At 69.9% G+C, this 11,355-nt stretch carries 12 protein-coding genes; 11 read left to right on the top strand and 1 reads right to left on the bottom strand.

Features of this window, described 5'->3' with window-relative positions; translation table 11 throughout:
• The first annotated feature begins 10 nt into the window (after positions 1 to 10).
• Complete coding sequence (locus AAC944_RS06510) at positions 11 to 991, top strand: hypothetical protein (RefSeq protein WP_030611030.1); 981 nt, start codon at positions 11 to 13, stop codon at positions 989 to 991.
• 75 nt (positions 992 to 1,066) lie between these two features.
• Here AAC944_RS06510 and AAC944_RS06505 read toward each other — a convergent pair whose 3' ends face one another.
• Positions 1,067 to 1,456: a MarR family winged helix-turn-helix transcriptional regulator gene (locus AAC944_RS06505; protein WP_368396952.1), complete on the bottom strand. Its 390-nt coding sequence runs from the start codon at positions 1,454 to 1,456 to the stop codon at positions 1,067 to 1,069.
• A gap of 667 nt (positions 1,457 to 2,123) precedes the next feature.
• On the opposite strand from AAC944_RS06505, the gene AAC944_RS06500 reads away from it, so the two are divergent.
• The 10 genes from AAC944_RS06500 (at position 2,124) to metK (ending at position 11,324) form a co-directional block, all read left to right on the top strand.
• Positions 2,124 to 3,560: an MFS transporter gene (locus AAC944_RS06500; protein WP_030611036.1), complete on the top strand. Its 1,437-nt coding sequence runs from the start codon at positions 2,124 to 2,126 to the stop codon at positions 3,558 to 3,560.
• A gap of 115 nt (positions 3,561 to 3,675) precedes the next feature.
• Positions 3,676 to 4,926 (top strand): trans-sulfuration enzyme family protein, encoded by a 1,251-nt coding sequence (locus AAC944_RS06495; protein WP_078888395.1) that lies wholly within the window; start codon positions 3,676 to 3,678, stop codon positions 4,924 to 4,926.
• A 74-nt stretch (positions 4,927 to 5,000) separates the two neighbouring features.
• Positions 5,001 to 5,498, top strand: coding sequence for a MaoC family dehydratase (locus tag AAC944_RS06490; protein WP_030611040.1), 498 nt, complete (start codon positions 5,001 to 5,003; stop codon positions 5,496 to 5,498).
• Between the two features lie 92 nt (positions 5,499 to 5,590).
• Entirely contained in the window at positions 5,591 to 6,457 is an 867-nt protein-coding gene (locus AAC944_RS06485; RefSeq protein WP_030611042.1) for a class I SAM-dependent methyltransferase, read from the top strand.
• Positions 6,454 to 7,521, top strand: coding sequence for a class I SAM-dependent methyltransferase (locus AAC944_RS06480; RefSeq protein ID WP_030611045.1), 1,068 nt, complete (start codon positions 6,454 to 6,456; stop codon positions 7,519 to 7,521). The genes AAC944_RS06485 and AAC944_RS06480 overlap by 4 nt, the downstream gene beginning before the upstream one ends.
• Before the next feature lie 70 nt (positions 7,522 to 7,591).
• Positions 7,592 to 8,482 carry a diiron oxygenase gene (locus AAC944_RS06475; protein WP_030611047.1) on the top strand — a complete coding sequence of 297 codons (891 nt, stop codon included), beginning with the start codon at positions 7,592 to 7,594 and terminating at the stop codon, positions 8,480 to 8,482.
• Positions 8,483 to 8,534: 52 nt separating this feature from the next.
• Positions 8,535 to 9,401, top strand: a complete 867-nt coding sequence (locus tag AAC944_RS06470) for a class-II aminoacyl-tRNA synthetase family protein (protein WP_030611055.1) — start codon at positions 8,535 to 8,537, stop codon at positions 9,399 to 9,401.
• Between the two features lie 49 nt (positions 9,402 to 9,450).
• On the top strand, positions 9,451 to 9,828 hold the full coding sequence (locus tag AAC944_RS06465) for a holo-ACP synthase (RefSeq protein WP_030611059.1): 378 nt from the start codon (positions 9,451 to 9,453) through the stop codon (positions 9,826 to 9,828).
• A gap of 19 nt (positions 9,829 to 9,847) precedes the next feature.
• Entirely contained in the window at positions 9,848 to 10,102 is a 255-nt protein-coding gene (locus AAC944_RS06460; protein WP_030611062.1) for a hypothetical protein, read from the top strand.
• Position 10,103: 1 nt separating this feature from the next.
• The gene (metK, locus tag AAC944_RS06455) at positions 10,104 to 11,324 is read left to right on the top strand and encodes a methionine adenosyltransferase (RefSeq protein WP_030611065.1); all 1,221 of its coding nucleotides are present in this window, start codon (positions 10,104 to 10,106) and stop codon (positions 11,322 to 11,324) included.
• Positions 11,325 to 11,355: the final 31 nt, after the last annotated feature.

The following is an 11,355-nucleotide window of genomic DNA, read 5'->3' as shown; positions in this document are numbered from 1 at the left end:
GGACAGACCGATGATGAAGAATATGCGTTCGAGATGGTCGCTGGGCCTGGCGCTCAGCGTGGCCACACTGCTCGGACTCGCGCCGTTGGTGTCGGCGAGCGACGCCGACGGCGGCGAGTCCGCGCAGCCGGTGGCGGAGTCGACCAGCTTGCCGGCTCTGACGTCGTTCAACAAGGTCTCGCTCGGCGACGGCTTCGTCGAGACCTTGTACGCCACCGACGACGCCAGGCACCCGAAGGTGCTCGCCGTCCGGGTCAACGCGGCGGCCATGAGGTCGCTGCCGTCGACGCCGAGCCATGACGGGCAGACATGCTTCGACAAGGGCGGCGACGGCATCGACCTCGAGACCGATTGTGCGAGTGGCCACGAGCGTGACCTGTGGTTCCCGAAGCTCAACGGACTGCCGTTCTCGTGGCTGATGTTCAACTGGCAAATGCATGGCCACGGGCCGACGCACGTCTTCGATAAGCCGCACTTCGACATGCATTTCTTCATCCAGGATTTCTCGGAACGGAATAGGATACGAACAGGACCGTGCAATCTCGTCATCAATTGCGATGACGACGCAAAGGCGAAGAAAACCGTGCCGGCACCCTATGCCCCCGAAGGCTGGGGGCTGCCCGGAGCCGCCGGACGCATGGGGAATCATCTCATCGACCCCAATGCGGCCCCGGCCAATGGTGAACCGTTCACCCAGGCTTTTGCCTACGGCACGTGGGACGGGCACATCAGTTTCTGGGAGCCGGTGGTGAACAAGGACTGGGTCGTCGCGACGAAGCCGTCGGCGGCGTGCCGGCCGATACCCCAGACGCCGGCGGTCGAGGTGTCCGGGTACTACCCCACCCAGATGTGCACGCGCTACGGCTCAAACGGTGACATGACGTTCACCTTGGAGAAGTTCGAGGCGCGGACGGCCCCGGCCGGGGCCGAGGCGCCCGCCTGGGCGACCGACACCCGCACGGAGTCCGAGTCGGTGCAACAGCATCACTGACGACTGCATTCGTGCAGCGTGCCCGTGCGGCTCACCTGGTGTGAGCCGCACGGGCACGTGCCGGTACAGCGCCGGTCAGGCGCCCAGCCATCCGGCGATGCGCTCGATCCCGTCGGAGTCGGACCGGCCCACCTTTTCCAGCGCGTCCTCGACCAGGGTCATGTCTTCTTCACCGACCATCGTGGCCCATTCGTCGCGCAGTTGGTTCAAAATGTCGCCCGACAAGGTGAGTGCTTCCACGCCGCGCTCCGTCAGGCTCACCTCGGTCTGACGCTGGTCCTTTACGCTCGCCTGCCGCTGTACATAACCGAGTTTCTCCAGCCCGGCCACCGTCTTGCTGGCGGCCTGCTTGGACACTCCCAGCCGTCGGCCGAGGTCGGTGATGCTCCCGCCGCGGCTGATCATTTGCATCGCGATTCCGTGCGCCGGGCGCAGTTCGGGGTGCCCCAGGTCGGCGAGGCGCACGTGCAGTTCGTCGATGAGGACGCGGAATGCCGTGAGAAGGAGAAAGGGAAGCGCGTTCCCCGGGCGTTGGGGCGGCATATGAGACCTCAGGGTGATGTTCGCTCGATCGCAAAAGGACCTTACCAGCCGGTGGACAGCGAATGCCGGTCTGTATACCAAGTGGCGTACGGCACCGGTCCCTTGCGGCTCGGCCGCCTTCCCTGGCGGTATACCCCCGCGGGGTATATGGTACTCGGCGAGTCGATGAGAGGGGTGGGGTGGATGTCCGGTGACGGCCGGGGCGGTGTGGCCGTCCGTGCGTGGCAGGCGGCGCGCCGGGCTGCGGGTGATCCCGTGGTGCGGATGGTCGTCGTGGCGCTCCTTCAGGTCGCCGCCGCGCGGGTCGAGCAGTCGGGCGGCCCGGTGTCGGCGCGGCGTGACTGTTCGGGAGGCGCCTGTAAGGCGGGCCGACCGACCTGACATGGCGAGCCGGCCGGACTGGTTCCGGCCGGCGCTGCACAGAAAGGCCGCCGATACCCCAGGGGGGTATCGGCGGCCTTTTGTTTCAGAGGTTTCCTTCCAGGTCTCCTTCCGGGCCTCCTTCTGGGTTCCATTACCCCCCGGGGGTATGCTACGTTCCCCGTCGCAAGTACCCCCCGGGGGTATACGACCGAGAAAGGGTGGCGCCATGTCTGCCGTCAATCCGCGGCGCTGGTGGGCACTTGCCGTGCTCGCGGCCGCACAGTTCATGGTCATCATGGACACGTCCATCATCGGAGTGGCGCTGCCCGAGATGCAGCGCGATCTCGGGTTCTCCCAGGGCGACCTGCAGTGGGTGTTCAACGCCTACGTCATCGCCTTCGGTGGCCTGCTGCTGCTCGGCGGCCGGCTCTCCGACCTGCTGGGCGCCCGCAAGATCTTCGTCAGCGGCTGGGCGGTGCTGATCGCCGGCTCCGTCGTCGCGGCCGCCGCTTCCACGGCGTGGGCCGAGATCCTGGGCCGGGCGGTGCAGGGCGTCGGCGGCGCGCTGATCGCGCCCGCTTCCATGACCCTGCTCATGATGCTCTTCGGGCACAACCCCAAGGAGCTGGGGAAGGCGATGGCCTTCTACGGAGCCGCGGCCCCGGCCGGCGGCACCGCGGGCGTCTTCCTCGGCGGCGTCTTCACCGAATGGGCCAGCTGGCCCTGGGTGTTCATCATCTACATCCCGATCGGCATCGTCACTCTCGCCGCCACCGGGCTGCTGCCCGCCGTCGCGGGGAAGCGGGGCTCCGTGGACCTGCTCGGCGCCGTCGCCGTCACCGCCGGCCTGGCGCTCGCCGTGTTCGCCGTGGTCCGTGCCCCGGAGGTCGGCTGGGGTACGACGGAGACCGTCCTCGGACTCGTCGGCGCCGCCGTGCTGATCGGCCTGTTCCTGGTGATCCAGCGGTCCGTCAAGGCGCCGCTCATGCCGCTGGGTGTGTGGCGCACTCCGGGCCTGGCGTCCTCGAACCTCTCGATGATGCTGCTCGGCGCGGCCTGGATCCCGATGTGGTACTTCCTCAACCTGTACCTGCAGCAGGTCCTCGGCTACGGCGCGTTCGCCAGTGGTGCCGCGCTGCTGCCCATGACCGTGCTGCTCATGATCTTCATGACGGTGATCACCGCCAAGCTGCTCGGCAGGTTCGGTCCCAAGCCACTGATCGCCGGCGGTCTGTTCGTCCTGGCGGCCGGTCTGGTCTGGCTCTCCGCCGTCGAGCCGACCGGCGCGTTCCTCGTCGACGTCCTGCCGGCCTCGCTGGTCGCGGCGCTCGGCATGTCGCTGGCGTACATCCCGGCCATGATGGCGGCGATGTCCGGAGTGCCGCAGGAGCAGGCGGGGCTGGCCTCCGGCATCGTCAACACCACCTACCAGGTGGGCTCCGCGCTCGGCCTGGCGGCCCTCACCGCGCTCGCCACCTCGCAGGGCGCCGGCAAGCTCGGCGACCTGCCCGCGCTGACCGACGGGTTCAGCTCCGCCTTCCTCGGCGCCGCGGGCGTCGCGGCCGTGGGTGCCCTGCTCACGCTGGTGTTCATGCGCGGCCGTGCGCCCCGGGCCGAGGCGCAGCAGAGCGGTGCGCCGGCGGGCGAGAAGGTCGTCGCGTAAGCCGTACGGCCGGCAGTCGTTCCGGGGTCGTGCAGTGCCCGCGCAGGGGCACTGCACGGCCCCGTCGCCGTAGTCACCCATCTGGCCAATTGGTCCGTCCTGGAAGGGGATTGGAATGGCGGAGGACCGAGACCTCGGAGCACTGCACCTGGAGACCCGCGCGGTCCATGTGACGGCCGCGGCGGCGGATGCCGTCCCGGGCGGTGCGAGACCGCTGAGTACGCCGATGGTGAGGTCGTCGGCGTTCGCGTACGACAGTGCCGACGCGCTCGCGGCGGCGATGGCCGCACCCGACGGGGACTTCGTCTACAGCAGGCGCGGCAACCCCACCGTACGCACGCTGGAACGCGTCCTCGCCGGGCTCGAAGGCGGTTCCCGGGCGCTGGCGGCCGCGTCCGGGATGGGGGCGATCAGCAGCACCTTGCTGGCTCTGCTGCGCCCGGGCGACCATGTGATCGCGCAGAGCTGCCTGTACGGCGGTACGTACGCGGTGCTGTCCGACCTCGCCGAGCGGTTCGGCATCGAGGTGGAACGGATGTCCGGCGACGACGCGGGGGAGCTGGCGGCGCTCCTGCGCCCGGCCACCCGGCTTCTGGTGCTGGAGACACTGGCGAACCCGACCGGGGAAGTTCCCGACCTGGCAGGCCTGTTGAGCGTGGCCGGGCGGGCCGGGGTCGTGAGCATGGTCGACAACTCCCTCGCGTCGCCCGCGCTGTGCCGTCCGATCGCGTTCGGCGCGGATGTCGTGGTCCACTCCACGACCAAGTACCTGGGCGGGCACTCGGACGTGATCGGGGGAGCGGCTGTCTTCGCCGACCCGGACCTGTACGAGCGGGTCTGGCGGCGCGCCGTCGAACTCGGCGCCACGGCCGACCCGTTCGCCGCCTGGCTCACCCTGCGCGGCATCCAGACGCTGCCGCTGCGCATGCGTCAGCACTGCCGCAACGCGGCCTTCCTCGCCGCCCGGCTGGAGCTTCACCCGGAGGTGGAGCGGGTCTACTGGCCCGGTCTGGTCACGCACCCCTCCCACGAGCGTGCCCGCCGGTTCCTCTCCGGCTTCGGCGGAATGGTCTCCTTCGAGCTGGCCGGCGGGCGGGACGCCGGCCGCGCCTTCGCCGAGCGGCTGCGGGTCGCGCAGCTCGCCCTGTCGCTGGGCGGCGTGGAGACGCTGGTGACCCACCCGGCCAGCACCTCCCACCGGGAGCTGGACGACCGGGCGCTGCGGGCGGCGGGGGTGGGGGCCGGGATGGTGCGGATGGCCGTGGGGATCGAGCACCCCGAAGACCTGTGGAACGACGTCGAGCAGGCGCTCCCCGCGGGCGCGGGGTCGTCGGCAGCTCTTTCTGAATCCATAGATTTGGATTGACAAAATAAACGGCCCGATCGTAAGTTGTGGTGTGCCAAGGGCTGTTGGGTCTTCAACGAGGGGATGGCACACGCATGCGTTACTTCGAGGACTTCCGCGCTGGTGACGTTCACGAGTTGGGGACGGTCACCGTGACCGAGGAGGAGGTGCTGGAGTTCGCCGCGCGCTTCGATCCGCAGCCGTTCCACACCGACCGGGAGGCCGCCGCGCGCAGCCCGTTCGGCGGGCTGATCGCCAGTGGGTTCCACACCGCCGCGATGTTCATGCGGTGCTACGTGGACGGCCTGCTCGCCTCCAGTGACGGGCTCGGCTCGCCCGGCATCGACGAGGTCCGCTTCGTCCGGCCCGTACGGCCGGGGGACGTCCTCACCGCCCGGCTGGAGATCCTCGGCTCCCGCCCGTCCCTCGGCAGTCCCGCCACCGGCATCGTGCAGCCCAAGTGCTCGCTGGTGGCCGAAGACGGGACGGTCGTGTTCAGCATGGTCCTGCACAGCATCTTCCGGCGCCGCTCCGCCGCCCAGCCCCCGTCGAAGACGGCGGCGGAGGACCCGGTGCCCTGCGTGCGCGGCTGACGCCGGACACGACCGTCCTCTCCACCCCGTGCCCGTGTTCCGGGCCCCGGCCGGGACCGGACACCGGCTCTCTACCGAAGGAAGGACCTCCAGTGGAGGCCGTATCCCGCACCGCACAGTGGACCGCCGCCGCCCGGGCCCTCGAATCCGAGCGCCCCGACCGGCTGTTCAACGACTCCTACGCACGCACCGTCGCCGCCGACACCGGATTCGAGCTGCTCGAACGGTACGCGGGCGCCGGCACGGTGCCCTTCCTGGCCATCCGTACCCAGTACCTCGACCAGGCCGTCACACGGACCGTCGCCGAGGGCGGCATCCGCCAGGTCGTGTTCATCGCCGCCGGGATGGACACCCGCTTCTACCGGCTGCCCTGGCCGGACGGCGTCACGGTGTACGAGCTCGACCGGCCGGCCCTGCTGGACGCCAAGGCGCGGATGCTCGCCGACGAACCGCAGCCGGCCGGCCGTACCCGGCACCCCGTCGCCGTCGACCTCACCGGGGAATGGACCGGCGCGCTGAAGGAAGCCGGCTGGCAGAGCGAGCGGCCCACCCTGTGGGTCGTCGAGGGCCTGCTCTTCTTCCTCCCCGAGGACGCCGTACGCACCCTGCTCGCGACCCTCGCCGACGTCAGCGCCCCGGACTCCGTCCTGGCCGGCGACGTCATCAGCCGGGCCGCGCTGGAGAACCCGCTGTCCCGGCCGTTCCTGAAGGCCCTGGCCGACGACGGCAACCCCTGGCTGTTCGGCACCGAGGAGCCCGAGCAGCTGCTGCTGGACACCGGCTGGGCGCCGCGCGAGGTCAGGCAGCCCGGTGAGGAGGGCGCCGACTTCGGCCGCTGGCCCTACCCGGTGCCGCCGCGCAGCGTGCCCCGCGTACCCCGGTCCTTCCTGTTCACCTGCGACCTGCGATCCGCGAACCGGCGAGGAGCGCAGCACATGGCTGAGGAGCCCAGATCATGAACGCCGTCCTGCAAGGTGTCACCACCGAAGAGTTCCACCAGCGCGTCATCACCGACGCGGCCGCCGCCGTACGCGGCCTGACCGTCGCCCTCGGCGAGCGCCTGGGGCTGTACCGGGCGCTGGCCGAGCACGGCCCGCTCACCCCCGAGGAGCTGGCCGAGCGCACCGGCATCAGCCCGCGCTACGCCGAGGAATGGCTGCACGCCCAGCTCAGCGCCGACTACGTCGAGCGCCACCCCAGCTCCGACCGCTACACCCTGCCCGCCGCACACGCCCCGGTCCTCGCCGACCGCGCCGCGGTCACGTACACGGCCGGCTTCTTCACCGCGCTCAAGGCCCTGTACGCGACCGAGGACCTGCTCGTGGACGCGTACCGCACCGGCGAGGGCGTCGGCTGGGCCGAGCACGACCCGGCGCTGGACACCGGCATGGGCAGCTTCTTCCAGCCAGCGTACGAGCACCGGCTGATCCCCGAGTGGCTGCCCGCGCTCGACGGGGTGACGGACAAGCTGCGCAACGGCGGCCGGGTCGCCGACGTCGGCTGCGGCGTCGGACACACCACGCTGCTCATCGCCAAGGCGTTCCCCGAGGCCACCGTGCACGGCTACGACTACTCCGAAGAGGCGATCAGCATCGCCCGCCAGCTCGCCGACGACGCGGGGCTGAGCGGCCGAGTGGTCTTCGACACCGCCTCGGCCGACGACTACCCGGGCCGCGACTACGACCTGGTGACCTTCTTCAACTGCCTGCACGACATGGGCGACCCGGAAGGAGCCGCGGCGCACGTCCGCGGCACGCTGAAGCCGGACGGCACGTGGATGCTGGTGGAGACCAACGCCTCCGCCGACGACGTCACCGCGCACGGCACGCCCGCCGCCCGGATGTTCATGAGCTTGTCCGCCGTGATGTGCCTGCCGGTCGCGGTCGCCCAGCGCGGCCCGTACGCCCTCGGCAACCACTCCGGCGAGACGGCCTTCCGGCGGATCGCCAAGGCCGGTGGCTTCTCCCGCTGGCGCCGCGCCACCGAGACGCCCGTCAACGCGGTCTACGAGGCCCGTCCCTGACCCGCCCGGCACACCGGACCACGTCGCACCGGATCACGTCACACCGGACCCCACCACTGGAGGGACGACCATGGCCGCCCCGGCCCTGCCCATCACCGACCGCTTCCAAGAGGTCCTGGAACGGCTCTCGACCAAGTCCATCGAGGACTACTACAACCCGTACCAGCAGTTCGACTGGCCCGACCGGCTCGACGAGGACCGGATGTGGATGAGCCCCGAGCTGCTCACCCCGTACGGCACCCCGCACTTCGACACACTCGGCGAGGAGACCCTGCGCCGGCTGTCCAAGTGGGAGAGCATCAACTTCTACAGCCTCAACGTGCACGGCATCCGTGAACTGCTCATCGAGGTCGTCAACCGCATCCACATGCCGGGATTCGAGATCCCCTCGGACTTCTTCCACCACTTCATCGGTGAGGAGAACGAGCACATGTGGTTCTTCGCCGAGTTCTGCCGCCGCTACGGCGACAAGATCTACCCCTCCACGGCGATGCGGGCCACCTCCGACTGGGAGCCCGAGGTGGAGAACTTCCTGGTCTTCGCCCGGATCCTGTTCTTCGAAGAGCTCGTGGACTTCTACAACATGCACATGGCGCAGGACGCGTCGCTGTGCGACACGATCCGGCAGGTCAACCGGCTGCACCACCAGGACGAGTCCCGCCACATCGCCTTCGGGCGCGAACTGGTCTCCCTGCTGCACACCCGCATGCGCGAGACCATCAGCGAGGAGCGGCACGCCGAGGTGGAGGCGTACCTCAAGCGGTACGTCGTCTTCAGCATCAACTCGCTCTACAACCCGCACGTCTACCGCGACGCCGGCGTCGCCGACCCGCTCGCGCTGCGCAACGCCCTGCTCGCCGACGACCGCCGCCGCGCCCTCGAGCGAAAGTCGGTCCGCAAGCCACTGGCGTTCTTCCTGAAGACCGGGATCTTCACGGACGACGTGCTGCCCGTCATCTGACCCGGACCGCCGTCCGGTCGCCACCGCGTTCTACGCCCCAAGTGAGGTACGCATGTCCACACCCACCGAAGTCCGCACCCCACCACCCACCGACCACAGGGCCGGACTGCCCACCCTGGGCCCGGAGGGCACCGCACTGCTGCGGCTGCTCGACGACACCTTCGAGAGCTGGGGCCACGCCGCGGGGGCCGGCTCCATGACGGCGCCTCCGCTCCTGCCCACCCAGGACCTGGCCCGCCTCGACTACTACGAGAACTTCCCCCACCAGGCCGTGGTGGTCTCCCCGCTCAACCTGGACAGCGCCCAGGGCGGCTCCGGGCTCTGTCAGGAGACCGGCTGCTTTCCCTGCGACGCCCTGCAGCCGGCCTCGCTCGGGCTGCCCTCGGCCTCCTGTTACGGGGTCTACCTCAGCCACGAGGGCCGGCAGCTGGCGGCCGACACCCTGGTGACCGTCGTCGGCTGGTGCTTCCGCAAGGAAGAGCGGTACGAAGGGCTGCGCCGCCAACTCGGCTTCCGTATGCGGGAGATCGTCGCACTGGGTGGCCAGGAACACGCCGAGCAGCACCTCACCACCTTCGGTGACCGGATCACCGCGTTCGCCGAGGCGCTCGACCTGCCGCTGCGCAAGGAAGCGGCGTGCGACCCCTTCTACGACAAGGGCAGTTCCAAGGCCGTGCTGCAGCGCCTCGTGCCCGTCAAGCACGAATTCCTCTTCGAGGACCTCGCCATCGCGTCCGTCAACACCCACCGCAACTTCTTCGGTGACCGCTGCGACATCACGCTCGCAGACGGCGGGGGACCGGCCTTCACCAGCTGTGTGGCCTTCGGGCTGGAACGCTGGCTGTCGGCACTGACCCGCCGGTACGGCGACTGGGACGCGGCGGCCGACGCGGTCGTGCGGGCGAGGTCGGTGCTCTGACGTGCCGGCCCAACCCGCCCCCAGTGGCCCGGGCTGGGCACATCTCGGCATGGACATCGTGTCCGTCACCCGTGTCCGGCGCCTCCTCGACGAGCACGGCGAGGACTTCTTCACCCGCATGCTCGTCCCCAGCGAGCTGGCCGACTGCCGCACCTCCACCGGGCTGGACGTGCTCAGCCTCTGCGGACGCATCGCCGCCAAGGAAGCCGCCTTCAAGACCTTACGGGTCCGCAACCGTTTCCTGCCCTGGCTGGACATCGTGGTGCAGCGCGCCGACGGCGGCTGGCCCCTGGTCGACCTGCGCGGCGCGGCCGGCCGGATGGCAGCCGCCTCCGGCATCGCGCAGATCACGGTGAGCATCAGCCACGACGTCGACTACGCGGTCGCCGTGGCCGCGCCCATCCTCACCGAACACCGAAACTCGTGAAACATTAAGGAGTAACCCCATGACCAGCCCCATCGCCGACGGAATCGACCAGGTCAAGGCGTGGATCGTCAAGCGCCACCCGGACCGCGAGGACATCGCCGGTGACCTCGACCTCATCGAGAACCGCCTCATCGACTCGCTGTCCTTCGTGGAGTTCGTCTTCCTCCTGGAGCAGGTGAGCGGCCGCTCCATCGACATGGACACCCTGGAGGTCGACTCGATCCGCACCCTGGACGCCATCGAGCGGCACTTCTTCGCGGCCCGGGTGAGCTGACATGAGCCTGCGCCTCTTCACTTCGGAATCGGTGACCGAGGGACACCCCGACAAGATCGCCGACCGGATCAGCGACTCCCTTCTCGACGCGCTCCTGAAGGAGGACCCCTCGTCCCGCGTCGCCGTCGAGACCTTGATCACCACCGGCCAGGTGCACGTGGCCGGCGAGGTCACCACCACGGCCTACGCACCCATCGCCCAGCTCGTCCGGGACACCGTCCTCGCCATCGGCTACGACTCGTCGGCCAAGGGCTTCGACGGGGCCTCCTGCGGCGTGTCGGTCTCCATCGGGGCCCAGTCGCCCGACATCGCCCAGGGCGTGGACACCGCGTACGAGCAGCGCGTCGGCAAGGGACCTGGCACGAGCGACGAACTCGACCGGCAGGGCGCCGGCGACCAGGGGCTGATGTTCGGTTACGCCTGCGACGACACGCCCGAACTGATGCCGCTGCCGATCACTCTCGCGCACCGCCTCGCCGCCCGCCTCACCGACGTCCGCAGGGACGGGACCGTCCCGTACCTGCGGCCCGACGGCAAGACCCAGGTCACCATCGAGTACGACGGCGACCGGGCCGTACGGCTCGACACCGTGGTCGTCTCCTCCCAGCACGCCTCGGACGTCAGCATCGACGGCCTCCTCGCGCCCGACATCCGCGAACACGTCGTCGAGCCGGAGCTGGCGGCCCTCGCCAAGGCCGGCATCAAGCTGGAGACGGAGGGGTACCGCCTGCTGGTCAACCCCACAGGCCGCTTCGAGATCGGCGGCCCGATGGGGGACGCGGGCCTGACCGGCCGCAAGATCATCATCGATACGTACGGCGGCATGGCCCGGCACGGCGGCGGCGCCTTCTCCGGCAAGGACCCGTCCAAGGTCGACCGCTCCGCCGCCTACGCCATGCGCTGGGTCGCCAAGAACGTCGTCGCGGCCGGCCTCGCCGCCCGCTGCGAGGTCCAGGTCGCCTACGCCATCGGCAAGGCCGAGCCGGTCGGTCTGTTCGTGGAGACCTTCGGCACCGCCACCGTCGACCCGGCACGGATCGAGGAAGCCATCAGCGAGGTCTTCGACCTCCGCCCCGCCGCGATCATCCGTGACCTCGACCTGCTCCGCCCGATCTACGCCCGGACCGCCGCGTACGGCCACTTCGGCCGCGAACTCCCCGAGTTCACCTGGGAGCGCACCGACCGCGCCACAAAGCTGCGCACCGCGGCGGGCTGCCAGTAACGGCACGGCAGGACACCGAAGCGAGAAAGGA

The organism is Streptomyces sclerotialus (assembly GCF_040907265.1).
GTDB lineage: Bacteria > Actinomycetota > Actinomycetes > Streptomycetales > Streptomycetaceae > Streptomyces > Streptomyces sclerotialus.
This window is presented reverse-complemented; position numbering and strand designations above follow the sequence as displayed.

Excerpts from the sequence above, each read along its gene's own strand:
- AAC944_RS06510 (WP_030611030.1), top strand. The coding sequence starts at position 11 with ATGATGAAGAATATGCGTTCGAGATGGTCGCTGGGCCTGGCGCTCAGC.
- AAC944_RS06500 (WP_030611036.1), top strand. The coding sequence starts at position 2,124 with ATGTCTGCCGTCAATCCGCGGCGCTGGTGGGCACTTGCCGTGCTCGCG.
- AAC944_RS06495 (WP_078888395.1), top strand. The coding sequence starts at position 3,676 with ATGGCGGAGGACCGAGACCTCGGAGCACTGCACCTGGAGACCCGCGCG.
- AAC944_RS06490 (WP_030611040.1), top strand. The coding sequence starts at position 5,001 with ATGCGTTACTTCGAGGACTTCCGCGCTGGTGACGTTCACGAGTTGGGG.
- AAC944_RS06480 (WP_030611045.1), top strand. The coding sequence starts at position 6,454 with ATGAACGCCGTCCTGCAAGGTGTCACCACCGAAGAGTTCCACCAGCGC.
- AAC944_RS06475 (WP_030611047.1), top strand. The coding sequence starts at position 7,592 with ATGGCCGCCCCGGCCCTGCCCATCACCGACCGCTTCCAAGAGGTCCTG.
- AAC944_RS06470 (WP_030611055.1), top strand. The coding sequence starts at position 8,535 with ATGTCCACACCCACCGAAGTCCGCACCCCACCACCCACCGACCACAGG.
- AAC944_RS06465 (WP_030611059.1), top strand. The coding sequence starts at position 9,451 with ATGGACATCGTGTCCGTCACCCGTGTCCGGCGCCTCCTCGACGAGCAC.
- AAC944_RS06460 (WP_030611062.1), top strand. The coding sequence starts at position 9,848 with ATGACCAGCCCCATCGCCGACGGAATCGACCAGGTCAAGGCGTGGATC.
- metK (WP_030611065.1), top strand. The coding sequence starts at position 10,104 with ATGAGCCTGCGCCTCTTCACTTCGGAATCGGTGACCGAGGGACACCCC.